Here is a 22,468-nt window from a genome sequence, read left to right on the forward strand (position 1 = left end):
AGGTCATCGACGCCTAGGCGAAGACCTTCGGCGCGTTCGCCGAGATGACCGGGCTATCCGCCCCGAACCTCAAGCATATGCGCACGTTCGCTGATGCATGGACCGAATTTGTGCAACAGGTTGTTGCCTTATTGCGTCAAAAGGCCTGATCGGCGAAAGTGGTGTATCGCGTTTTCCGGAGATTTGTCGTTCGGCTGACCGAAAGTCCGACCAAGATGTTCTTAAGAGGTGCATGGCGATCTTGCTGTGTTCTTAGCCTGTCTTGCTATGCATACTCGGCATAGGGGCGCGACCGCAGTCATCGCAGCTTCTGAATACGACGGCTTCGAGATGCGCGACAGCAGCCAGGGCTGAGACCTCGTATCAGTTTCTGCCGACGAGCTCAGACCGAATTAGCCGAAAGATCTCGGCCTGATACAATGCATCGCGAAGGGCATCATGCGTCCCAGTCAAGACTGGTTTCAGCCTTTCGGCAATCTTGCTCGAGCGGGTATCGACCCAACGACAGCCGGTCGCCCCCATATACAGTGCCTTGATGTCAAGCGCCGTGAAGCCAAAGGGATTTCTTCCACAAAACCGATGGAAATAGTAGTTTACGAAAGACCAATCGAACGGCGCGTTGAACCCGACGAATACCGGCGTTTCATTTCGACCGGTGATCGTCGAGAGCCAGTCAGCAAAGGCTTGCATGCCATCGGCAGGCGCAAGCCCTCCTCGCGCGAGTTCGTCCAGAGACAACCCGCTCACCTCCAGGGCTTTAGGATCGAAGTTCTGGCTGGTTGGTTTCAGCTCGCAGGCGAATGTCTTTTCTGGCTGGTAGACGGAGCAGGCGCCGATCGACAACAGACTGAACTCGCCGGGAATTGGACCGGCGGCTTCCACATCGACCGAGACGAAGACCTCGCGCTTGTTGTTCATGAAATCAAAGGCTTCGCTTGAACCAGTGAGGGTCGGTTGCGGATGGCTTGCCAGTGTTCGCGGAAAGCTCGCCGCCTGTCATCCACAGTGCCCGCTGTCTTCCAATGCAGTCCCGAGAAGGTCGTAATGTCGAAAGGCAGACTCGCGCCTTCTCGCACCATTAGCATGGTCGGCAGGCCGCGGCCGAGAGCATATCCAAGCTCAAGAAAGCAGTTCGGCCGCGCCCCCGTGATGTCCGCGAGGACCACACTACTGCGATAGAGCTTCGCGAATATCTCCTGATCGATTCGGGAATGCTCATATGCCTGACGGCCGTCGATAACGACGAGGCGATAGCCCAGCTCGCCTTCGATCACTGGCTGAACCACGGTGTCGAAGTAATTCTGAACGTCAGCATAGTCGGGTAGATCAGGATTCAATAGCCGGACGGCAAAGGCCTTGGGACGCTCAAGTGACTCAAGGAGATCTATTAGCACGGAAACGCGATCGGAAATGGATTGTCGTGGCGGAAAGCGGATCTTGTTGATCCAGTCATGCACGTCTCCGTCCTCGACGATCTGAAACAGCCGCCGGCTCTGGCTGCTGGTCAGCCCGAAATTGTAGAGGCGTCTCGCGCCTGTCGTTTCGGGGCAGATAGCCAGGTTGAGCGGAACAACGGGCTTGCCCGCATCATGATAAAGATTGGCCAGGAAGAGGACCCCCTCGGAGCCACCCAGCGCGACCAAGATGTCACCGAAGCGCGCCTGCGCTTCCATGCGCTTGCTGGCCATGTTCCAGTGGGCAGCGTTCTCGATCTTGACCAGCGGCGAGGCGCGCAGCTCGTCCCAGAGAGCGCCATACTCCTCAGGAATTTGATCTTCTGACTTGTGATGCTGCACTGCGACTGCGAGCGGGCCCGGTACGTTTGCAGGCCGCAGCGTCAGATTACTCTTGATCGTCGTCCAGATCAGCCAGTCAAAGCAGATCGGCAGGCTATCGCATTTCCGCACCGGTTCAGCATCGACTGGAATTACGAAATTCGCGCCGCGCTTCACGAGCTCCTTGACCAAAGCGGCTACCAGGTCGCGCGCGGCGTTGACATCGCTAGCGGTAGCTACGGCCGCATCCTCAACGATGCTGCCGGAGATATGGATGCGCCGACCGAGCAGCGGAGACCGAGCCATCACTTGTCCTCCATCACAGGCGAGGCATGAAGCACTGCAGCCACTGACTTCAGGTGTTCGAACCGCAGCGGCTCCTGTGGGAAGGCTTTGGCCAGCGCCGCGGGATACAGTCGCGTGCGGATGTCCGAATAGGTCCACGCTGGATAACTGCCGCGCGCACCCGTTGCTGCCACCAGTTCCGAGATCTGGGTCGGGGGGAGACGCAGCCCAGAAAGATCCATCTGAAAGAGCTGCCGACGCTCTTCATCCGTCGGGCGCCTGAACTCCTCGATGATTGCGGCGCGTCGGCGGAGTGCGGCGTCGAGCACCGAGAGCCGGTTTGTGCAAAGGATGACAACGATGCGGCCGCCATATTGCCGGAGATCGTCGACGCCCTGGATCAAGGTGTTCACCGCCACCTTGTCCTCGTGATGGCTATGATCCTGGGCCCGAGAGGCGCCGAGACTATCGCCCTCATCGATGATCAGGATGGCCCGGCGAGTCTTGCCGGCCGACTGGATCACCTTGCGAAACGCCTCAGCGATGAGTGTTCCCATCTCGCCGACCATCCCGCTGCCGCGGACGCGGTTGGACAGCTTGAAGAGAATGGAATCTTCGCTTCGCGCCTCGGCCACGAGCTTGTTCGCAATGCACTCGGCCATCGCCGTCTTGCCGGTTCCGACATCGCCGTGAAAGATCACGAGCGGATACTGCTCGGCGACGAGATCACAGATCGCCAGTTTGCCGCCATGGTGCTTGCGGTTCCATTCGCCCAGACCGCCCACGTTCAGCAAGAGCCGAAGCTGATCATGGACGCGAGCATAGCGTGCAGCAAACCCCAACAGCGTGTTTTCCCGCCTGGAGAGCGCCTCACTTGGGAGTGGGGTTTCGCTATCAAAAATGCTCGGCTGACTCACTCCGCCCAATCCTTTCTTTGCACGCCATAGGCGTTGCTTACGTAATTGCGGCCGCCTGAAGAAGTCAGCGACGAATGACTGGTATCGTCGTAAGACGGTCCCCATCCCATCTTGAGCTTGTCTTTCGTGGCCTCGCGCGCTGTGCTTGTGTACGCATCGGTATGACTAAGAACGATGCGAAGATGCGCCCCCTCGACCTTCGGCCATCGGACGCCGCCTGGCCGGCTCGTCGTCAGAGACCCGGCATCGGTATCGACCTCGAACCTGACAGCTTTGACTTCGACGCCATGGCTGAACAGCGTGACATCGACCCATTTGAGATAGCCTGCTTTGGCCAAAACCTCGATGTCATGGGCGTAATTCGTTGCCTCAGTGGCAGTCCAGGCGCCGGTACTGTCGGCGATCATGATGAGATCCGCCTTGACGCGGCGCACTACATTTTCGACGTCGACATATGTATAGGTAGCGCTGGCACTCGCAGTTCTGGTCTGACTCATCTCAGTCCTCCGTCTTGAAGCGAGGACCGAAGATTTCTTTCCAGACCTCATTGTCATTTTCAGCGGATGCGAAATTGGCAGTTTCCCATGCCGCGTCCGCAGCCGCGACGATCTCCTTGCGCTCGGCCTCGGAAATCCGGCTGGTCACGTTGTTCAGGCTGTAAACCGGATCGAGGATGACCACCGGATCATTGAAGGTGCCGAACGGCGGGTTGTTCTCGGGAAAGCTGATCTGCTCCTTTAGACCCGATTGGGCGATATAGAGGAGGAAGTTGCGGAAGCGCTGCTCGATGCCTCCGGAATTGCCCTGCGTCTCCAGCACATGGGCCATGATCAACTCGATCGCGAACGACTTGAGCGGCTTGATCTCCGCATGATTGCGCCACTTCTTCGCCAGGCGCACTAGCGTGCGGAAGTCAGTGTCCTTATCCTTCCGGTCGCGGACGAACTTGATCTGGCAGGGAGCGCAGGTCTGGATTTTCGATCCATCATGGATATCGAACTGCCAGCCGTAACCGGGCCGCTTTTCATCCTCGATGACGGGGACGATATCCACGCTCAGCCCCGTGCCGACGAATGTCACAGTCGCGGCCTTGCGCTGAATCTCGAAATCTTCAACCGACTTGTTGGGGTACTGCTTGATCAGCAGGTCGTAGATAGTGTTGTTCAGATTATCGAGCGTCTCCTTGTCGGCGTCGCGCCCCGAAATGTAGAACACGACATCCACATCAACGGGATCGACGCTGGTCTTCCGCAGGATCGTGTACTTGGCGAACGAGCCCGCCTTCACAACCTTGGTGATCTTGATCTCGGTCTTGTCGCGCACGCCCTTGCACAGTTCGGCGATCAGGCGATCCACCTGCTCGTGATATTCCTTCCGCTTGTCGTCTGGTAGGCGCAGGACGTTACTGTCGTAGTAACGCAGTTCGGTATTGCTTAACGCCATTTCACCCCTTCCTTCCCGCTCGGCTACAGCCGGCGGGCGCCCAAATCTGGCGCGATCATGCCGCGAGCCGCCGTTGTCGGCTGGTTTACAAAACCGGCAACAGGGGCCAACATCGTTCCTCATATGCGGGCTGGTTTACCCGATTTCAAGGCTTTCCAGTTTACAAAATTGTACATATATCGTAGACTTGGAAACCAACAAAAGCGAGAGGAGGTCGCCATGATCGGAAACAAGCTGAAAGTCGCCCGATCGGCGTCGGGCTTGTCGCTGCGGGGTCTCTCGGACGCCATAGACGGGATCGTCTCAGCGCAAGCCATTGGAAAATATGAAAGAAATGAGGACATGCCGAGCTCACGTGTCCTCATTGCGCTGGCAAAGGCTCTCGGTGTGACGGAAGAATATCTCCTTAACGAAGATGAGATCGCCCTGGAGGGAGTGGATTTCAGGAAGAAAGTTGGAGCCTCGTCCAAGGAGGAGGCCGTCCTAGAGGCGCGTGCCATTCACATGCTCGAGCGTTATCTCGCGGTCGAGGATCTCCTTCAGATGCGCAGTATCGACTGGGAACAGCCGCGCAGCGCGCCCCATCCCGTTGCCGACTTGCGCGACGCAGAAGATGCGGCCCGCTCTGTGCGCGAGGATTGGGGGCTCGGCAATGACCCCATTCCCCAGCTTGCTGAACTGCTCGAGGAGCGTGGCATCAAGATCTTTTCGTTCGATCTCGACGATATCGACGGCCTTGCTGCCAAGGTCAGGCGCAAAGATCGTGCGGCCGCGCGCGTCATCGTCATCAAGCGCAGCACGTGGTCGGAGCGAAAGCGGTTTAATCTCGCGCACGAACTCGGCCATATGGTCATCGCGCCGTCAGGAGGGATTGACGAAGAAAAGGCGGCACATCGCTTTGCCGGCGCCTTTTTGGTGCCGGCCGACGTGCTGCGAGCCGAAATCGGTGCCCATCGTTCGTCGATCAGCATCGGAGAGCTTGTGGCTCTGAAGAAGCGCTTCGGCGTGAGCATTCAGGCGCTCGTCTATCGTTGCAAGGATCTCGGAATTATCAGCCAGGCGGCCTTTGCCCGGCTGTTCAAGATATTCGCAGAGCGAGGTTGGAGGACGGCGCCGTTTCAGGAGCCGGAGACGATGGAGCCGGAGCTGGAAGAACCCAAGCGCTTTGAGCGGCTGTGCTATCGAGCCCTGGCCGAAGGCATGATCGGGGAGTCGCGGGCTGCTGAACTACTGGGGATATCGGTTCGAGAACTTGATGCCAGATTGGATCAGGTGGCGGCTTGATAAGTCCCAGTTCTCGTCTCCGACACATCGGTCCTGATTGACCTTGAGCGAGCGCAGCTCCTAAAGGATTTGTTCCGTTTGCCTTTCGAGTTTGCCGTGCCCGACCTACTTTTTGATCGGGAGCTGACCGGCGCACTCGGCGAGGAGCTGGTGGGGTTGGGACTTCGCGTGGAGGTCCTGACGCCTGACGAGTTAAGCCGCGCCACGACAGTTCGGCGGGGCAATGCACGTCTCTCTGTTCCGGATACCTTCGCCTTTGCGATCGCCGAGTCCCGCCAATGGACCTTGCTTACCGGCGATGGGATATTGCGAGAGCTCGCCGTCGCCGAACGGATCGATATCCATGGGGTCTTATGGCTATTCGACCAGTTCGCCGACGGCAATCACGTGGCTTTCAGCACGCTGCATGATGGTTTGAATACTCTCTTCTCCCATCCGCGATGTCGCTTGCCTTCGCAGGAAGCACGCCGCCGATTGGCTCGCTTCGCAGAGCAAATTCGCCAAGCCTAGGTCACATTCCCTACGAAAAACCTATTCCGCACGACGCAGTGGCGGGATGCAGCGCTACAACGGTTACAGAGGGCCACTGCCAATCTTCAGGCTCAGATCCTGAGCTGGAGAAGGGACTGCGTCTCATCGAAGGCGCTGCCCGGCACCTTCTCAGCGAAGGGGATGTTGCCATCTACGTCCGCACCAACATTATCGGTCGGATCGATTCGGACACGGTTCGTAGACTGGCGACAATGTCTGGCCGACGTAGATTGCTCCACCGATTTGCGTGCTGAAACATGACACGCCAGAGCTTTCAGCACGTCCTCGCTGCGTGGGCGCAGCTGACGCAGGGACGAGCATCTCGGCGTTGCCGCCGCGGTCGCCGTGCGGAAGCTCGGCGGTATAGCGAGCGATCGCGTAAAGCGGTCGATGGAGAGCGGGCTTGCAGAGGGCAAGATAGACAGCTGCGGCAAAGTCTTCGCAGACACGCTCATCCAGATGATTTCGACTCTTCAGAGAAAGAGAACTCTCGCTGCTCAGTGGGCTCCGGCGTCCAAATGCACCTCCAATAGCGCAGCCCACACGTGTGGCGCAGGATTCCAGAACGGTACGAAGTCGCCCTTTCGAAGCGGCGCGTGCCGCTGAGGCCGGAGCGAGCGGGGCCCAGCGCCCCGCCGGCTCGGCGAATTTGGGTCTATTCTCCGCCGTCGTAGAACAGCTCGAGCGGCAGCCCGACCAGCGCCTTGCCGATCCAGTCCCGAGCGATCACATTCGACGGTCCCATGGCGATGGCCGCCCGCGCGTCCCGGAAGGCGCGCTCGATGGGTCCGCGGTGATAGCCGTAACCTCCCGTGACCGTGAGTGCCGCTGCCGCGACCTTGTTCGCAACCTCGGCGGCATGGACCTTGAACTCTGTCAGAGGAATCAGGATCTCGCTCTGCGGCTTACCGGCTCGCCAGAGCTCATCAAGCCTTGCCGCAAGCTCCAGGCGCCACGGCCGCAACGTTTCGACCAACACCTTGGCCGCCCCGAGCTCCTGCCGGATGGCCTGATAGTCCGACAGGTTCTTGTTTCGATCCTTGTGAACGAAACTCGTGGCGTGTTTGACCGCTGCGTTCAATGCGCCGCGGGCGACGCCTTCCCAGACGGCACCGAGCCCGATCAGATAGACAGGGGACACGCCATCATAGATGATCTCCTTGCCCTGTCCCTCAGCGCCGAGTCGGTCACGCTGCGGCACCCGTACGTTCTTGTAGCGGATCGGACCTGAGTGATTGCCGCGGACACCGAGCGCGTCCCAAGGCTTGGATTCGATACCCTCAGACTTGCCGTCAACGATGAAGAAGACGATGTCGGTCTGGTCCTTGGCGCCCGGGCTGCGCGTCTGCACGACATAGAAATCAGCCTGGCCGGAGCTCGTTGTGAACGACTTTTCTGCGTTGAGAAGATAATTGTCGCCGTCGCGCGAAGCCTCGGAGAGGTTATACCACCAGTGCCCACCGGTGGCGCGTTCGCTGGTCGAATATGTGCCAAGCAGGCCGCCATTGTTCGCCTTGAGCCAGCGCTCCTTCTGGTCGTCGTTACCAAACAGACTGATCGTCTGAGCCGCGCCGACATGCATGACGTAGACGAGGCCGGTCGACGCATCGGCCTGCCCGATGCGGTAAGCGGCTTCGGCAAAATCAACATGGCTAAGACCGAGGCCCCCAAAGCGCGTTTCGTTCAACACGCCGGTCCAGCCGGCCTCCGCCAATGCCCTCAGATTTTCTTTTGGAAAGCGACTTTCCAGATCATTGCGATCGGCGTTGACCTTTACGGTCGCATCGATCGCGGCGTCCAGCCGAGAATAGATGTCAGAATCGGTCTTGCGCGCCAGATTGTTATTTGCCATTGGTCATTCTCCCCTGTGTTCGTCAAACCGTGACAACGGCATGGATCAGCGGCTTCTCGGCGACATCGATTTGCGGCGAACCGCCGAGGTAAAGGGTTTTGATGTCGTCGCGACTGCGCAATTCGGTTGATGCACCGGACAGCGCGCTGCGGCCGCTCTCAAGCACGACAGCATGGTCGGCAAAGCGCAGCGCAACCGTTGAATTCTGTTCCGCGACCAGGATCGAAAGCCCCCGCTCGCTGTTGAGCTGCTTCAGCGCTCGGAAAATGCCTTCAACGACGAGCGGCGCAAGCCCCATGGAAGGTTCGTCCAGCACCAAGAGGCGCGGATGTGACATCAGCGCACGGCCGATCGCGGTCATCTGCTGCTCGCCGCCCGAGGTGAGGCCCGAAACCGACCTGCGATGACGCTTCAGTCGTGGGAAAAGCTCATAGACCTCGTCCAGATCGGAGCGGATTGCCCTAGACTTTGCGCCGCGGCCAATGGCGCCGGTGATGAGGTTCTCCTCCACGGTCAACGAGGGGAAGCAATGCCGGTCTTCGAGCACCGGAACGATCCCGGCACGGACCAGCTTCGCGGGCGATGCGGACACGATTTCGCGGCCGTCGAAGATGATGCGCCCGGCGGCCACTTGGCCGCGCCGAGCCGGCAGCAGCGCCGAGATCGCCTGGAGCGTCGTCGATTTGCCGGCGCCGTTTGCGCCGAGTACGGCGACGATTTCGCCACGCCGAACCGCAAATGATACGTCACTCACCGCGCGGATGGCGTGGTTGTAGGTTGCCGCCAACCCTTCAACCGAAAGCAGAACGTCACTCATGCCCGGATTCACCCCGTCTGAAACTGCGGGAGCCGAGGCTCCCGCAGTAACCCAAGCGTTGCCTTGCGCTACTGGCTCACCGGTTCATCGCCGGAGGTCCGGATCTTGATGTTGTGCTCCTTCGCATAGGCGGCCGACGACTTCTCGATGATGGGCCGCAGGGACGCCCAATCCGGCGCAATCCAATCCGAGACGACCTTCCATTTGCTGCCATCCCATTGCTGGAATGTGACGCGGCCATCTCCCTCGTGATTGTCCCAGGTGACGTTAATCGAATGGAACAGACCCTTCGCGCCCAGCGCCTCCACCCGCGCCGGATCGAGTTGCAGGTGCTCGAAGCCCCAGCGGACCTCGTCACCGGTCAAGGTGCGCTTGCCAAACTTTGCCTGCGCAATCCGGACAGCTTCGACATTGAGGATGCCGTTCACGATCCCGAGGTTGTGATAGACGCTGCCGATCCGCTTCTTGTCATCGAGATTGCCCTTGTTCGCGCCATAGACGGTCTTGATGACCTCCTGAAGCACGGAATAATCGGCGCCGGAGGCCTGGGTCGTGATCGCGATGTAGCCCTTCGCGGCGTCACCGGCGGGAATGACATCCTCCTCGGAGTTGGACCAGACGTTGCCGATGATGTGGTCGGCGGGGAAACCGACCTTCTGCGCGGTCTTCAGCGCCACCGGGTTCATCACACCCCAGCCCCGCAACACCACGTAGTCCGGTTTCGCCCGGCGGATGGAGAGCCATTGCGATTGCTGCTCATTGCCTGGGTGCGGGACCTCGATCTGTTCCACCTCAAAGCCGTATTTATCCGCCAGGCGCTTGTAGATCGGGATCGTCTCCTTGCCATACGGCGAGCCATGATAAAGCACGACGATCTTCTTGCCCTTCAGCTTGTCCGCACCTCCTTCTTTGGAGGCAATGTAGTTCACGATGCCGGAAGTCTCGCTGTAGGGATTGAGCAGCAGCGGAAAGACATAAGGGAACACGCGGCCGTCGGTCGAATCGGTACGACCATGGTTGATGGTAATCAGCGGCACCTTGTCCTTGGTGATGCGGTCGATCATGGCATAAGCGATGCCGACCGACAGCGGGTTCCAGGCCGCGATTCCAGGACGGCTCTTTAGCCGCTCATAGACCTCGACGCCGCGTTCCACTTCGTACTGGGTCTCACCTTCATCCCAGGTCAGCTTGACGCCGTTAACGCCACCATCGCGAATGTTGATCAGATTGAGATAGTCGATGAAGCCACCAAAGAACCCGGTACCGCCGGCAGCATAGGGGCCAACGCGATAACTCTGCAGCGGAAAGAACTGTTCGTCGGCATGGGCCGTGAACGTATTGGCAAGGCCTACGGCGAGCGCCGCAGCCATCGTGACCTTCAGACGTCTCATCATGTTCATTGCAAGCTCCTTTGGGTTAATCAGGTTTCAGGTCGGTTACGCCGGGCGCTTGGCCGGCCGGACGGCGGCGAAGGCGCGGTCCCAGAGGGCGATCAGCCCGCGCGGTTCTGCGATGAGAAAGACAATGATGAGCGCACCGATGACGATGCGCTGGCTCATCTCCAGGACGCCGGAATCGAACACGCTGCCGAGCAAGGCCGCGCCGACGCGCGACAGCAAGAGCGGAAACACCACGATGAAAGCCGCGCCGATAAAGGAACCGCGCAACGAGGCGAGGCCGCCAATGATAATGATGAACAAGATCTGGAACGAGCGATCGAGATTGAAGCCAGCTGGCTCGACAGTGCGCAAATACGCAAAAGCCCAGAGCACGCCGGCGACGCCAATAAGGAAGGACGAGATGGCGAAGGCGAGCAGCTTGGTGCGCAAGAGCGGCACGCCGATCACCTTGGCCGCGATCTCATGGTCGCGAACCGCGATGAAGTTCCGACCGGATTGGGAACGCAGCAATCGCAGCGTCAGCAGGGTCAGAACGACCACGATCGTCAGCGAGAAGACGTAACGTTCGGCGGCGCTGGTGAACGCGCTGCCGGCGATACTGAGAACCGGCGCATCTATTACCCCGGATGGATTGTCGTTGGAGAACCAGCTGAACTTGGTCAGCGCCCACTGTACGAAAAACTGCGCGGCGAGCGTCGACACGGCGAGATAGAACCCGCGCAACCGTAGGCTCGGCAGCCCGAATACGATGCCGATAGCCGCCGCGACGCCCCCGGCCAGCACCAGATCGATGAGCAGCGGCAATGCGGGGACACGAAGATGAAGATTGTACGCGGCGTAGGCGCCGACAGCGAGGAAGGCGGCCGAGCCGAGCGAGACCTGACCGGCATAGCCGGTCAGGACGTTGAGCCCGACGGCAGCAAGTGACAGCGCCAGAAATGGAGTGAGTACGGCGTCGAGCAGATAATCCGACCCTGCAAGCGGAACGATGCCGTAGGCGGCCACGATCACGAGGACGATCCACAGCGTCTCGCCGGAGAACCAGCTCGATTTGGCAGGAGTGAGGACTGGCACGACCTACACCCTCTCCACCAGCTTCTGCCCGAACAGGCCCGATGGCCGGATCAAGAGGAGCGCCAGTGCCGCGACATAGGCAGCCCAGGCCTCGATGCCGCCGCCAAAGGACGGTCCGACATAAACCTCCGCCAGTTTTTCGATTGCACCTACCAAAAGACCGCCAATGATCGCCCCTGTGATCGAATCGAACCCGCCGAGGACCAAAACCGGGAGCGCCTTCAAGACGACGAGCGACAGCGAGAACTGCACGCCGAGCCGTGCACCCCATAGGAGCCCACCGACCAGGGCGACGATCCCCGCCACTGTCCACACAGCGGCCCAGACGCGTGGCAGCCGCAGGCCGACCGCAAGCGCTGCAAATTGGTCATCAGCCACGGCGCGAAACGACAGTCCGGTGCGGGTGTAGCGAAAGAAGAGCGCAAACAGCGCGACCAGGCTTCCGGCGACCGCCGCGGCAAACAGGTCGAACCGGCTGATCAGCACGCCAGACGCCTCGAACGGCGTGTCGCTGATGCCGATGTCGAGGCCATGAACCTGCGTGCCCCATAGAAGCTGGGCTGCCCCTTCGATGACGTAGGAAAGCCCGAGGGTCGCCATGAACAGGGTGATCGGCGGCTGGTTGACCAGCGGCCGCAGCACCAACCGCTCGGTGGCGATGCCCAGCGCGATCATGATGACCAGCGTCGCTGCTAGCGCCGCAACGAATGGCGCGCCGCGCTCGACGAGACTGACGAAGGTCAGGGCCGCGAACAACAGCATCGCGCCCTGTGCGAAGTTGAGCACACCCGACGTCTTGTAGATCAGCACGAACCCGATCGCGACCAGGGAGTACATCACTCCCGAAAGCAGGCCACCGATCAGCACTTCGAGGAAAAACTGATAGTCAAACATCAGATCGCGAGCTCCGTCTCGTCCTCGTGTGTGACGCCGAGATAGGCATCGATCACCGCCCGATCGGCGCTGACCTGGTCTGGCGTGCCGTCGGCGATCTTTCGTCCGTAGTCGAGCACGGCCACGCGATCCGACAGCCCCATCACGATGCCGATGTCGTGCTCGATCAGGACGATTGTTGCGCCGAAGCTGTCGCGAGCGTTACGCACGTGCTGCGACAGCTCCCTCTTTTCGGTAAGGGTCACGCCTGCGAACGGCTCGTCCAGTAGCAGGAGTTTTGGCCGAGCAACCAGCGCCCGCGCCAGCTCGACCCGCTTCTGCACTCCGTAGGGAAGCGTTCCAGCAAGACGGTCACGAACCTCAGTGAGATGCAGGAAGCCGATCACGTCTTCGGCGGCCGCGCGATTCTCGGCCTCGATCCGTCTCGCCAGTGGCGAGCCGACGATCTGCCGCAATAACCCGGTCCTAACGCGGTGCGCCAGTCCCATCAGAACATTGTCGAAAACGGAAAGTCCCTTGAAAAGCGCAAGATTTTGAAAGGTCCGCGCCACGCCTAGGGCTGCAAGCTTCGACGTCGGCACTTCGCGAAAGGAGTGCTCGCCAAACCACACCTCCCCGCGGTCCGGCCGGTAAAGCCCGGTGACGATGTTGAGGAGCGAGCTCTTGCCGGCGCCGTTCGGTCCGATCACCGCCAGGATCTCTCCCTGGGCGACCTCCAGATCGACCTCACGTAGCGCTGCGACGCCGCCAAATGTCAGCGAAATATTCGAAAGCCCGAGCGCCGGCCGTACGGGTCTCACAGTCCGCTCCGCGTCCCCCTCCAGCGCCCCCTGGCGCCTTCCGGCGGATGTATCCGCGTATCGGCGTGGAGGGATCTCCTCCAGCCGAAACGCGCCCGCCCCTGTCGCAATCGCCGTCACGTGGCTGCCTCTCGTTTTGCCCCTATTCGGCAGCCTGAACGCGCACAGGCGTCCTTGCCTCAAGCTCGCGAACCAGCGGGATCACGTGCTTGCCGAAATATTCGACCTCTTCCTGGAAATGCAGAAACCCGAGCAGGATCAGGTCGGCGCCGGCGTGCTTGAGCTCGATGATCCGTTCAGCAACTTGCTGGGGCGTGCCGATCAGGTTCGAGCGGAAGCCGTCGTTGTATTGAACGAGATCCTGAAAAGTGGATTTGGCCCAGTTGCCTTCGCGCTCGGGGCTGGCGTTGCCCGCATTCTGGACCTCATGGTGGAAGCCGCGAACCGCATCGGGGATCGCCTTGTCGAGGATCTCCTGCAGCACCTCCTTGGCCTCCTTTTCAGTCTGCCGCACGATGCCGAATGCATTGATGCCGATTTTGGTCTGCCACCCCTTGCCGAAGGTCTTCTCCTTGGACCTGATGTCCTCGACCTGCGCTTTCAGCCCCTCTGGCGTATTTCCGTTGGTGAAGTACCAGTCGGACACGCGAGTGGCCATGTCCCGGGCCGCGCGCGAGGAGCCGCCCTGGAAGATCTCGGGCAGCGGATCGAGCGGCTTCGGCTTGAGCGAGTAGTCGTTGAACCGATAGAAATCTCCCTTGAGCGTGAAGCTCTCCTGCGTCCAGATCCCGCGCAACGCGCTGATGAATTCCTCCGAGCGTCGGTAGCGCTCGTCGTGGTCAAGCCAGGGCTCGCCGATCGCATGAAATTCCCCGCGGAACCAGCCCGATACGACATTCACCGCAACGCGCGCATTCGTGAGTTGGCTGATGGTCGCAATCTGCTTCGCTGCCACCGCCGGATTCCATGGCCCGGGAAGGAGGGCTGCGATGACCTTGAGCTTTTCGGTCGCGGCGAGCAGCGCGTGTGAGAAGCTGACCGGCTCGTGCTGCTTGTCTGCTCCATAGCCCGCCGTGAACCGGATCTGGCTGAGTGCGTAGTCGAAGCCTGCCTTTTCGGCGATCTGGGCGAGCTTCCGGTTGTAGTCGATATCCCAGCTGGTGCGCTGCTCGATCGAAGAAATCACGAGGCCACCGGATACGTTCGGCACCCAGTAGGCGAATTTGATCGGTTTGTTGTTCAAAGACATCTTGCTTGTCCCTTGAGAATGACGCTTGCGGTGAAAGAGCGACGGCTTCAGCGAGGCAGCACCATGCGACCACGCCGCTCGGGACGAGCGAGTGCCGACACTGCCTACGTTATTGATTTCGAGGAGCTAGAGCGATCTGAGGCTAGATCGCTCCTGCGAATTGAGACGCCACTCAGAAACGACACGAACACAACTGATCGACAAGCTCGCGCATAACCGAATGCCTCACCTTGTCGAACATGTTGTTGCGCATCATCAGCGCTCCTGAATGGCACAATCGCCTGATGACCAATCCTCTCAGAGATTGTCCGACCCTACCAGTCCAAGACCCACTATTTTTCGCTGCGCGGAGATAAACAGCTTTCTTTTGTTTCGCAGCGAACGCATCGTTTGTTGCTTTGCCGGTGCAAGCTAATCATTCCTTCGCCAGCAGAAGCTCGTTCAATTGCTGCGGACGATCGGCGCCATCAGCATCTCCACTCGATATTCGAATTCGCCGACTGGCTGGAATATTCTTATCGCATTCGCCGGCTTCTCAGGTCACTTGCACTCTCAAGTGATTGGCAAGATCGAACTCGCATGAACGGACCGCTGTCCGACATGCACAGCACGCCTGGCATTAGGCGCAATCAAACGAAACGGCCTAAGCAGCGGAATTCAGCGCAGAATCAGGGTGAGGTCGGCCGAATGGCGATAAGAGCCTCGACTGTCCGCGCTTGCGTCCTACGCCGCCGTTGGCTGATCTAGCAATTCTCATTCACATCAGCGCAACTGTCTTCCTTGTCGCTCGAAAGCGTAGATCGGATTGATACCGCAATAGGCGTATGTGCCGGATGCAGTAGCCATGCACTGGCTATAGGTAGAGAATTGGCAGTTGCCCGGATATCCCCAAGTACGGCCCTGCAGGCAATAAACGTCCTGGCGAGCCGGTGGGATATAAGGATGAACCCGCGAAGCAGCGCTCGAACGCGATCCAAAGCCGACGAAAATGCGAAGTGCTAGCACTCCGATAACGAGAAGGTACCGCATGAGATCTCTTGCCTCCGTTAAGTTCGCTGAAGGATAGAGGATCTGAATTGAACCGTTTGATCTTAATCAATGGCAAATAACCGGTCCAGTCGGTCTATCGCCAGAAAGAAGGTTCACCCGTGACGGCGAGCACGAAACTTCAGTGAGACGTTGGGGTCGGAGCGGAGCACGCGCCACCGTCCTCGGTGCAAACTCGCTCGAATTTCGAAGCAGACTTCCGGCGGCATTCCGCGGCGGAACGCTTTTTTAAGCGCGACTTGGCGCCTCCGCGCGGCAGAGCACTTATATTGCGGACAAATCTAGGACCATTGCATTCGCTCCGACCGCGTGTTGCCGAGGACCTATCGCCCCACGGTCAGAGGTCACACTTGCGGGTACCTCAAACTGTTGCGCGGCCCTGCGCGAGAAATGTCTTGGTCGAATTGAATGCACTCAGATTTACCGCAAGTCGCCCCCTGATCGCATCCGGGTCTACGCGTTGCCGCGAATCTGCGGTGACCGTGTCGCTCAGCAGATTTTTTCTTTCATCGGCACGACGCTCCGAACGATCGTCTTGGATCCCGCCGAAATACAGTCTGGCTCTCCGACAACAGGGCACTATTCTTCGTGAGCGATGATTTTCGATCTACTGAGTTGAGCGGAGACAAGCAGGACGATGACCATTCACCTCGCGAGCCCAACCATCAGCGACGAAGAACTGGAAAAGCGATTCGTTCCGGTCTTTGAGAAAATCGCCGTGGGTGCGGTGAGCGCGAGCGAAACCGCACCCTCCCGTTCGAAGCGATAACACTGCTCAAAGAGGACGGCCTTGGAGCCTTGCGGGTTCCGGTGGAGTTCGGCGGCCTCGGCGCATCACTTCGTCAGACCTTCGATCTGCTCATCGCACTTGCGGCCGCGGACTCCAATCTGCCACAGGCGCTGAGGGCACACTTCAACCTGGTCGAAGATCTGCGCCTGACCAAGGATGAGGCGGCCAAGGCGCGGTGGCTCAGAGCCATCGCGAACGGCGCTCTGATCGGGGCCGCGACAACCGAGCTAGGCGTCGGAGCTGTCGATCGCTACCGGACAGCGGTCACGTCGAACGCAGCCGGACTACAGCTCGATGGCACGAAATACTACACAACCGGCACGCTGTACGCGGATCACTTGATTGTGGCGGCTGACCAGAACGGCAAGCGGATCGCTGTCATTGTCGATACCAGCCAGCCCGGCGTCAGCGTCCAGGACGATTGGGATGGCTTTGGCCAGAGATTGACGGCAAGCGGTACAGCTCATTTCAGGAATGTAGCGGTACCTGAAGATCGAATTCTTGGTCCCGGATATGGAACGGAAGGACGGGTGTTTGGAACGGCCTTTGTCCAGCTGGTCCTGCTTGCGACCCTCGCTGGAATTGCGAGATGCGCGGCTACTGAGACCGCCGACTGGATCAGGTCACGAGCCCGCACCTTTACACATGCCGTTGCCGATCTGCCACGGAACGATCCGCTCGTGCAACAGGTCATCGGCAGGCTGTCGAGAGCGGCTTTCGGTGCGCGAGCAGCAGTCCTCGCCGCCGTCGACGAGCTCGCAAGAACGCTCGGAGGTCGACATCAAGACCCGCAACAGCTTGATGCGTCCGGCGCGCGGCAGCGCAGGCGCAGGCAGTGGTCGTCAAGCTTGTTCTTGACGCCACCGCCGAGCTCTTCGAGGTGGGCGGAGCGTCTCTTACGTCAGAGAAGCTCGCGATTGATAGGCACTGGCGCAATGCGCGTACCATCGCTTCCCATAATCCGGTGAACTTCAAGCTCCGCGCAATCGGCGGCTATGAATTGAATGATGAAGCTCTGCCATACGCATGGAGCGTAGGTGTCCGCGCCGCCCGACAATACGGTAGCTAAACACTGGCGTTCCGGCGGCTTCTGCATTGCCGAGGCGCAGCTCGCTCGCCCCCGCGGATGCGACTGCCGTGGACGTCGACCTTCTACGGTGGGTTAAGGACGCGATGAGTGGCCGTCGTCGCCGTATCTCGGCGACTATGCCGGCTGCTGTAGCCAGGCGAGACGCTCGCCTGATCGACGGGCCTGTACCGTTCAGCGGTGAGCTAGGGCGAGACTTAAGCTCGCACTTCTTCTGGTTGGCATTGCAAGGATGCCAGCCACCCGATAAACGAGTCCCGCAACGTTGCTGGCGTTTTTTTCGGGGGGGCGCCAGGATCGGGGCCTGTAGCTCAATGGTTAGAGCCGGCCGCTCATAACGGTCTGGTTCCTGGTTCGAATCCAGGCGGGCCCACCAGAATTGTCGTTGTTGTTGTTGTCCCCCCTCTCACCACACCATCATCAGCACCTGTCCCAGAAAATCTACGACACTCCAAATTTCTTCGCTGGCTAAGCGATTGCCCCTGCAGGTGCATGGGCTTGACGGCGCTCCTGAATGGCCAGACTTTCGGGCTATGCTGCCGGACTTTCTCGAAAGCATGTGGTCGATCTGGGTGTGGTTTCGGGAGTTCTCCCGCTGGATGCGCGGCGGCCTCTGTCCTGGTCTCGATTTGTCGCAAAACATGATCGCGCGAGCAAAAGCGGACACGGCGGACGCTGCCATTACGTATCGGATTGCCGATCTCGACACGCTGGAACTGCCGGAGGCTGTTGCCACTTTCCCGATCATCGAGACGACGCAGGAATGCTGCATGGGAGCGCAAAAAAAGCACAATGCGAACGCACTCAAAAGAATAATATCATCGGTTGATGGAGGGGGCGCTAAGGTCGTTGGTTGGCGACTTTGCGCAGTTCGCCGTTGAGGGGTAATTTGACCAGCCTGCGAGATGGGCGCGGTTATCGAGGGGCAAACATGTTCGACGTATACGTCAACGACAAACATGACTTGCTGGTGGTCCCGCAGGGCTCTCAACTACCCGTCATCGGTGCGTTCAGGAAATGGCGAAAAAAGAAGGCACGGGCGATCAGCGTCAGTGATGAAATCAAGTCGATTGTTCAGAAGCACGGCCATTACATGCGAAAGCTAAGCGATCTGAGAAAGTATTAGAGTATCTGTTTGCCAGCAGCAGATCACATCGCCCCCGCCAATGCAGCCACAGGGGCGGCGTCTATTGCAAACCTTTTAAGTTGGTCGTGTTTGGCTTCGAGAAGGGCATCGCCCCAACCTACATCGTTGCCGGCCGGACAAGTGGGTAGATCGCGCAAGTGACCGATTGTTTTCAGGCTTACCTGAAAACAATACCCGCCTTTGTCATGATTGCCGCGAGGGCATGCGAACAGGGATAAGGCCCGATCAGAAGCATCGTACTCAAAATTCTTGAAAACATCGACGAGCGCGAGACTCCGGGCAAAAACTGGAATACCGTTCAACCATTGGTAGCGATGGGGGTTTCCATGCGTCGCAAAGGATTGATGGTAATTCTGGGTCTCATTGTTGCAATAGGAATTGGCCTCTATGCAACGTTCCAATCTCGTTATCTGATAGATGAGCACAATCGCGCGCGGATCGTATCGCTGCAGCAAACTGCGAGCGGACTAGATGCCTTGGAGCAAGGAGATCAAAAAGCAGTTGCCGTTGCGCTAGACGCCACTCTCTTTCGAAACATCGGCGACCAACTCGTCGGACAGAAGGTTATGCTGAGTCACCCCTCTCTGCCGGGTGAGACCTTGACCGTAGCAGTCGATCGCCTGACGTTCGCGCCGCAAATGGGCCGATTGGCCGGAAACCTGGGACTTAGTGTAAAGAGCGACAAGAGGTTTCTGTCAGTTGGCCTGGATGTTGAGTTTGCGCTGTATTTTTCCGGTGTGAGCCAGATTTTGCCAGCGACAACCGACCGACCGGCTGTCTTCGCTGCAAATTTCAGGTTGCTCCCTGTCTCCATCGAGCCGGTAATTTCATTCGGCTTTCTCAATCTGGTCGGCAGGGGTTTTGTCAGCGACATTATCACTGGCAACGTCGTGAATGGACTTTCCGAAAGATTGACCCTTTCGGCTCCGTACCAACCCCAGCTGCGATACACCCTCGACGAGAATAAGTCATTCGAGCAAAAATTCGGGGATGGCAACACGGGGACCTTGAAGTACCGGGTGACGCACGAGCCGATCTCGGTTGAGCGTTGGGCCCACGTCATTGCACCGATCTTCTCCGATCGCGGAGTTCTGCTCGCCGCGACATTGGACGAAACAGTTGCCCAGCCGTTTGACGTGAACCCGTCGAAGTATGATACCATTCCGACAACGCAAATCAGCAGCCTTGAGCAACAACTGACCGGACGCATAGCGCTCGCCAATAAATACTACTCAGGCAAGCAGCTGACGATCAGTATCAACACAGGTGCAATTGCCACCCTCACCGATGGAATTTTCGGCGCACTTCGGAAGCTATCGCTATCATTGGCAAGCACGGAAGTGTCGGGTCGCTTCGTTGACAAGCATTGGTCAGACAAGATTTTGGGCGATGGCGGCTTCTACGTCGAAGCGGCAGGGGGTGACCGCATCCATGGCTCCATCAGTGTACCGGCGGCGAATTTCAACTACGTGCCTGGCAAGGGCCTGGAAGGAAGCTTGGGCCTTTCGATCAGCGTGGACGCTGCCATTCACGTTCATGTCGATCCACTCATTGGCGGCGGCATAGGAACGACGGCCGGCCTTAAGGGATCGACAAATCCGACTGTCAGCGCACGAATAGCGTTTTCAAGCTTTACGTTTGAGGGAAAGGATGTCGCGCTTCTGTCTCCCGTCTTGAGCTGTACATCCGTTGATTTGAAAGTCGAAACGGACGGAACGTTCAAGACTGACTATGGCTGGACCAAGGTCCCCTCGATCGGCGTTATTACGAGCGAGCTGATTGGAGCCGATCCATCGGATCCTACAATCCTCTCAGGAATACCCGTCGTGGTCCCGGTTCTGGCAAAGACTGATGCGAAAGGCTCGGTAGCTCCACCTGATCAGATGGTCATCAGAGAGGGACTCTATTTGACCGCCGAAGCCACAAGGCTGACCGTGGATGCGGCAAGTACCGGATATGTGGTGGGCAGCGATTTCGTCCTGAAGGCAAGCAACCAAGCGCCGGATCCAAAAGCGGTGGATGAACGCATCCAGCGCCTGACGGCCGCCGCCAAAGACTTTTGGCGCAAGACACAGAAGCCGAACTGCCCCGAAAAGCCTGCGCTACGGGTGCTCGTGGGCGATCTCGAGTTTGGATCCAACAACGAGATCATAAAATTCATAAGGAATGCCTGGAACGATATCACGAAGGGACCAGGGAAAGACAACGAAGTGGTGAAGCTGCTGGACAGAATAAATGGGGCGGCGAAAGACTATGATGATGCGACGAGGAAGCTGGCTGGAGAGGTGGGCGAGGCAGCAAAAAATGCCTTCCCGAGGAATAATGATATCGGGCGTGCTGCAGGTGAAGTCGCGAAGTCCGTAACCAAGGCAGTTACAAATCCCGGAGGAGCGGTCATTGATCTCGGGAAGCAGATTCTATGCGGATTTTGCTAGGCCGCAGTGATGGCTCGAGATTAACGACACTTTGCCGGCTGGGAGGTACCCTACCCTCTCGCCGCGGCGCGAGATGGCTGGCTCCGCCGGACTCTCTTTAGATCGCATTCCACTGAAGGCTCTTGCATGAGCGTTATACAGCGCAACCAAGGAGGCTCGTGTGCTTTCCTACCTTACGGCAGAAAGCAGCTTTATCCGGTCATACGGCAACCGCAGCCTGCTCCTGCTACTCCTGTGCGCTTTCACACGAACCGGCGAAAGCGTAGCCAAGGCTTCGATCATCCGTGTATCCGTCGATATCAATCCAGCCGTCATCGCGGCGTTCGGGCCAGTCCTGGCCTTCCTCGTCACCGCATCTCTGAAGCTCGAGGCTGATAGCCTTATCATCGCACGTGAGGCGGTGCTGGACGAAGCAGGCAGATCGAGACACGCTTTCAGAACGAGCCCGTGGCTCTATGTGCTCATGCTCGTGCCTGCCGGCTGCGCAGCATTTCTGGCATTTCAATTCCTGGTGAAGCTTGTCCCGGAAAGCCCGGGATGCCCAAACTGGAATTGGTGGCGCCAACTGACCGACGTCGCCTTTATCGGAGGGACGCCGTCGGTATATTGTATCGGCGATCTGAAAAAGGGCACACCTTGGATCTATCCGCCAATCGAAAGTTGGCTTTTGCTGGCATGCGTTCTGGGTTCTGCGTACCTGACATACACGATCATCCGAGGCTGGCGTATGTATCGAGGCAGGTGACTGATATTCGATGCTGATCGCGTTGGAGGCATAACCATACAAAGAGCCGTTTTTCTGAAATAGACCACGGCTCACAACGTCAACCATGTAATCGATGCGAATGGTCGATACGCAAATACTGGTCCATATGCAGGCCGGCCGACGCGTGATGCCGGCCCATGCCACCATTGCGTCCGTCTCGGCGAAAGAATTCCTGATCATGTACGGCAATAAACCTGACAGGGACAGGTACTACGTGCCTCTGAGGCTTGGTCGACACAGCCTGATGGGCCCGCCTGCGGTACTTCAGATGCCCGCCGGTCACCCATTTCGCCGGATCGGCACCGATCGTCTGCTTATAGATTTCAACCAAGAGCATCCGAGTCTGGTCGAGTTTGGCAGTAATGCGGTCGCAAGTGCCATCAACTCCGCTCGATCTGACCTGTTCAAGGCCGGTGTCATGGTTTTGCGGAAGGCTGAACAGCGCAATCTTGAGAAACGCTTTCGCTTTCTCACAGAGAATCGGTTTCGCTGCGAAGCGCTTGAAGAGAATGCAGTCGGTTACGGCCTAGATATCCTGGACAGGTTCCTCAGCGATTACGCCCCGAAGGGTCACTTTCGCAACACGGTATGCGATGCGCTCATTTTGGGGACCGCGATCCGGCACAGAATTCCCCTTCAAACCGAAGATAAACTTCTGGCCCGACTGACTGCCAAGATGTTCGGGACGCGATTTTACCAAGAGGGAGAAGATCTCGTCATCGACTTCGAAACTCCCTCTGTGGTGCGGCGACGTCACGGCGAAAGCAAGGGCTACATTCACCGCGGGTGGCGCATCGCCGTTGATTCTCGGCGTTAGTCGAAGACAACGGTTGCCGGGGCGTGTACCACTTATGAAGCATCGGAGCTTGGCATCC

23 protein-coding genes, 1 tRNA gene and 2 pseudogenes are annotated in these 22,468 nt (G+C 58.7%); 11 read left to right on the forward strand and 15 right to left on the reverse strand.

Annotated features, from left to right (window positions below; translation table 11 throughout):
* Positions 1 to 363: 363 nt before the first annotated feature.
* The 5 genes from XH84_RS10210 to XH84_RS10230 are packed head-to-tail and all read right to left on the reverse strand — an operon-like array spanning position 364 to position 4,543.
* A complete protein-coding gene (locus XH84_RS10210; protein WP_128948144.1) occupies positions 364 to 918 on the reverse strand; it encodes a 3'-5' exonuclease in 555 nt (184 codons plus the stop codon).
* Positions 915 to 2,081, reverse strand: coding sequence for a hypothetical protein (locus XH84_RS10215; RefSeq protein WP_128948145.1), 1,167 nt, complete (start codon positions 2,079 to 2,081; stop codon positions 915 to 917). Before XH84_RS10215 ends, XH84_RS10210 begins: the two co-directional genes overlap by 4 nt.
* The gene (locus XH84_RS10220) at positions 2,081 to 2,977 is read right to left on the reverse strand and encodes an AAA family ATPase (RefSeq protein WP_128948146.1); all 897 of its coding nucleotides are present in this window, start codon (positions 2,975 to 2,977) and stop codon (positions 2,081 to 2,083) included. Before XH84_RS10220 ends, XH84_RS10215 begins: the two co-directional genes overlap by 1 nt.
* Positions 2,974 to 3,531, reverse strand: a complete 558-nt coding sequence (locus tag XH84_RS10225; RefSeq protein WP_347338868.1) for an HORMA-1 domain-containing protein — start codon at positions 3,529 to 3,531, stop codon at positions 2,974 to 2,976. The genes XH84_RS10220 and XH84_RS10225 overlap by 4 nt, the downstream gene beginning before the upstream one ends.
* Complete coding sequence (locus XH84_RS10230) at positions 3,476 to 4,543, reverse strand: CBASS oligonucleotide cyclase (protein WP_245471668.1); 1,068 nt, start codon at positions 4,541 to 4,543, stop codon at positions 3,476 to 3,478. Before XH84_RS10230 ends, XH84_RS10225 begins: the two co-directional genes overlap by 56 nt.
* Before the next feature lie 96 nt (positions 4,544 to 4,639).
* On the opposite strand from XH84_RS10230, the gene XH84_RS10235 reads away from it, so the two are divergent.
* Together XH84_RS10235 and XH84_RS10240 are read left to right on the forward strand one after the other, a co-directional pair.
* Positions 4,640 to 5,704, forward strand: coding sequence for a helix-turn-helix domain-containing protein (locus tag XH84_RS10235; protein WP_128948148.1), 1,065 nt, complete (start codon positions 4,640 to 4,642; stop codon positions 5,702 to 5,704).
* A gap of 24 nt (positions 5,705 to 5,728) precedes the next feature.
* Positions 5,729 to 6,214 (forward strand): annotated as a pseudogene (locus XH84_RS10240) (PIN domain-containing protein); the annotation flags it as partial.
* Positions 6,215 to 6,890: 676 nt separating this feature from the next.
* Here the strand turns inward: XH84_RS10240 and XH84_RS10245 are convergent.
* The 8 genes from XH84_RS10245 to XH84_RS10280 form a co-directional block, all read right to left on the reverse strand.
* The gene (locus tag XH84_RS10245; protein ID WP_128948150.1) at positions 6,891 to 8,087 is read right to left on the reverse strand and encodes an acyl-CoA dehydrogenase family protein; all 1,197 of its coding nucleotides are present in this window, start codon (positions 8,085 to 8,087) and stop codon (positions 6,891 to 6,893) included.
* 22 nt (positions 8,088 to 8,109) lie between these two features.
* Positions 8,110 to 8,904 carry an ABC transporter ATP-binding protein gene (locus XH84_RS10250; protein WP_128948151.1) on the reverse strand — a complete coding sequence of 265 codons (795 nt, stop codon included), beginning with the start codon at positions 8,902 to 8,904 and terminating at the stop codon, positions 8,110 to 8,112.
* A 68-nt stretch (positions 8,905 to 8,972) separates the two neighbouring features.
* Positions 8,973 to 10,295: an ABC transporter substrate-binding protein gene (locus XH84_RS10255; RefSeq protein WP_430641884.1), complete on the reverse strand. Its 1,323-nt coding sequence runs from the start codon at positions 10,293 to 10,295 to the stop codon at positions 8,973 to 8,975.
* A 45-nt stretch (positions 10,296 to 10,340) separates the two neighbouring features.
* Positions 10,341 to 11,330, reverse strand: coding sequence for a branched-chain amino acid ABC transporter permease (locus XH84_RS10260; RefSeq protein WP_430641885.1), 990 nt, complete (start codon positions 11,328 to 11,330; stop codon positions 10,341 to 10,343).
* Between the two features lie 51 nt (positions 11,331 to 11,381).
* A complete protein-coding gene (locus XH84_RS10265; RefSeq protein WP_128948154.1) occupies positions 11,382 to 12,272 on the reverse strand; it encodes a branched-chain amino acid ABC transporter permease in 891 nt (296 codons plus the stop codon).
* On the reverse strand, positions 12,272 to 13,096 hold the full coding sequence (locus tag XH84_RS10270; RefSeq protein WP_430641886.1) for an ABC transporter ATP-binding protein: 825 nt from the start codon (positions 13,094 to 13,096) through the stop codon (positions 12,272 to 12,274). Before XH84_RS10270 ends, XH84_RS10265 begins: the two co-directional genes overlap by 1 nt.
* 118 nt (positions 13,097 to 13,214) lie before the next feature.
* A complete protein-coding gene (sfnG, locus tag XH84_RS10275; RefSeq protein ID WP_128948155.1) occupies positions 13,215 to 14,321 on the reverse strand; it encodes a dimethylsulfone monooxygenase SfnG in 1,107 nt (368 codons plus the stop codon).
* Positions 14,322 to 15,083: 762 nt separating this feature from the next.
* Complete coding sequence (locus tag XH84_RS10280) at positions 15,084 to 15,350, reverse strand: DUF3551 domain-containing protein (RefSeq protein WP_128948156.1); 267 nt, start codon at positions 15,348 to 15,350, stop codon at positions 15,084 to 15,086.
* A gap of 655 nt (positions 15,351 to 16,005) precedes the next feature.
* On the opposite strand from XH84_RS10280, the gene XH84_RS41350 reads away from it, so the two are divergent.
* A complete protein-coding gene (locus XH84_RS41350; RefSeq protein ID WP_271528054.1) occupies positions 16,006 to 16,137 on the forward strand; it encodes a hypothetical protein in 132 nt (43 codons plus the stop codon).
* Between the two features lie 2 nt (positions 16,138 to 16,139).
* A pseudogene (locus XH84_RS41820) lies at positions 16,140 to 16,625 on the forward strand (acyl-CoA dehydrogenase family protein); the annotation flags it as partial.
* Positions 16,626 to 16,781: 156 nt separating this feature from the next.
* Here XH84_RS41820 and XH84_RS41825 read toward each other — a convergent pair.
* Positions 16,782 to 16,940: a hypothetical protein gene (locus XH84_RS41825; protein ID WP_208757054.1), complete on the reverse strand. Its 159-nt coding sequence runs from the start codon at positions 16,938 to 16,940 to the stop codon at positions 16,782 to 16,784.
* A gap of 53 nt (positions 16,941 to 16,993) precedes the next feature.
* Between XH84_RS41825 and XH84_RS41830 the strand changes: the two genes are divergently transcribed.
* The 4 genes from XH84_RS41830 (at position 16,994) to XH84_RS10300 (ending at position 18,371) form a co-directional block, all read left to right on the forward strand.
* Positions 16,994 to 17,227: a hypothetical protein gene (locus tag XH84_RS41830; RefSeq protein ID WP_208757056.1), complete on the forward strand. Its 234-nt coding sequence runs from the start codon at positions 16,994 to 16,996 to the stop codon at positions 17,225 to 17,227.
* A gap of 318 nt (positions 17,228 to 17,545) precedes the next feature.
* Positions 17,546 to 17,621, forward strand: a tRNA-Ile gene (locus XH84_RS10290).
* A gap of 100 nt (positions 17,622 to 17,721) precedes the next feature.
* Positions 17,722 to 18,126: a class I SAM-dependent methyltransferase gene (locus XH84_RS10295; RefSeq protein ID WP_128948157.1), complete on the forward strand. Its 405-nt coding sequence runs from the start codon at positions 17,722 to 17,724 to the stop codon at positions 18,124 to 18,126.
* Between the two features lie 50 nt (positions 18,127 to 18,176).
* On the forward strand, positions 18,177 to 18,371 hold the full coding sequence (locus tag XH84_RS10300) for a hypothetical protein (RefSeq protein WP_128948158.1): 195 nt from the start codon (positions 18,177 to 18,179) through the stop codon (positions 18,369 to 18,371).
* A gap of 23 nt (positions 18,372 to 18,394) precedes the next feature.
* Here XH84_RS10300 and XH84_RS10305 read toward each other — a convergent pair whose 3' ends face one another.
* Positions 18,395 to 18,694, reverse strand: a complete 300-nt coding sequence (locus XH84_RS10305) for a hypothetical protein (RefSeq protein ID WP_128948159.1) — start codon at positions 18,692 to 18,694, stop codon at positions 18,395 to 18,397.
* Positions 18,695 to 18,718: 24 nt separating this feature from the next.
* Here XH84_RS10305 and XH84_RS10310 point away from each other — a divergent pair, with 24 nt between their 5' ends.
* From XH84_RS10310 to XH84_RS10320, 3 genes are all read left to right on the forward strand, one after another.
* Entirely contained in the window at positions 18,719 to 20,827 is a 2,109-nt protein-coding gene (locus tag XH84_RS10310; protein ID WP_128948160.1) for a hypothetical protein, read from the forward strand.
* Between the two features lie 160 nt (positions 20,828 to 20,987).
* Entirely contained in the window at positions 20,988 to 21,572 is a 585-nt protein-coding gene (locus XH84_RS10315; protein WP_128948161.1) for a hypothetical protein, read from the forward strand.
* A 100-nt stretch (positions 21,573 to 21,672) separates the two neighbouring features.
* A complete protein-coding gene (locus XH84_RS10320) occupies positions 21,673 to 22,410 on the forward strand; it encodes a PIN domain-containing protein (RefSeq protein WP_128948162.1) in 738 nt (245 codons plus the stop codon).
* Positions 22,411 to 22,468 lie beyond the last annotated feature (58 nt).

The organism is Bradyrhizobium nanningense (assembly GCF_004114535.1).
GTDB lineage: Bacteria > Pseudomonadota > Alphaproteobacteria > Rhizobiales > Xanthobacteraceae > Bradyrhizobium > Bradyrhizobium nanningense.

Bases quoted from the DNA above. Each gene is read 5' to 3' on its own strand.
- XH84_RS10210 (WP_128948144.1), bottom strand. From the start codon at position 918: ATGAACAACAAGCGCGAGGTCTTCGTCTCGGTCGATGTGGAAGCCGCC.
- XH84_RS10215 (WP_128948145.1), bottom strand. From the start codon at position 2,081: ATGGCTCGGTCTCCGCTGCTCGGTCGGCGCATCCATATCTCCGGCAGC.
- XH84_RS10225 (WP_347338868.1), bottom strand. From the start codon at position 3,531: ATGACAATGAGGTCTGGAAAGAAATCTTCGGTCCTCGCTTCAAGACGG.
- XH84_RS10230 (WP_245471668.1), bottom strand. From the start codon at position 4,543: ATGAGGAACGATGTTGGCCCCTGTTGCCGGTTTTGTAAACCAGCCGAC.
- XH84_RS10235 (WP_128948148.1), top strand. From the start codon at position 4,640: ATGATCGGAAACAAGCTGAAAGTCGCCCGATCGGCGTCGGGCTTGTCG.
- XH84_RS10245 (WP_128948150.1), bottom strand. From the start codon at position 8,087: ATGGCAAATAACAATCTGGCGCGCAAGACCGATTCTGACATCTATTCT.
- XH84_RS10250 (WP_128948151.1), bottom strand. From the start codon at position 8,904: ATGAGTGACGTTCTGCTTTCGGTTGAAGGGTTGGCGGCAACCTACAAC.
- XH84_RS10255 (WP_430641884.1), bottom strand. From the start codon at position 10,295: ATGAGACGTCTGAAGGTCACGATGGCTGCGGCGCTCGCCGTAGGCCTT.
- XH84_RS10265 (WP_128948154.1), bottom strand. From the start codon at position 12,272: ATGTTTGACTATCAGTTTTTCCTCGAAGTGCTGATCGGTGGCCTGCTT.
- sfnG (WP_128948155.1), bottom strand. From the start codon at position 14,321: ATGTCTTTGAACAACAAACCGATCAAATTCGCCTACTGGGTGCCGAAC.
- XH84_RS10280 (WP_128948156.1), bottom strand. From the start codon at position 15,350: ATGCGGTACCTTCTCGTTATCGGAGTGCTAGCACTTCGCATTTTCGTC.
- XH84_RS41350 (WP_271528054.1), top strand. From the start codon at position 16,006: ATGACCATTCACCTCGCGAGCCCAACCATCAGCGACGAAGAACTGGAA.
- XH84_RS41825 (WP_208757054.1), bottom strand. From the start codon at position 16,940: ATGTCGACCTCCGAGCGTTCTTGCGAGCTCGTCGACGGCGGCGAGGAC.
- XH84_RS10300 (WP_128948158.1), top strand. From the start codon at position 18,177: ATGTTCGACGTATACGTCAACGACAAACATGACTTGCTGGTGGTCCCG.
- XH84_RS10310 (WP_128948160.1), top strand. From the start codon at position 18,719: ATGCGTCGCAAAGGATTGATGGTAATTCTGGGTCTCATTGTTGCAATA.
- XH84_RS10320 (WP_128948162.1), top strand. From the start codon at position 21,673: ATGGTCGATACGCAAATACTGGTCCATATGCAGGCCGGCCGACGCGTG.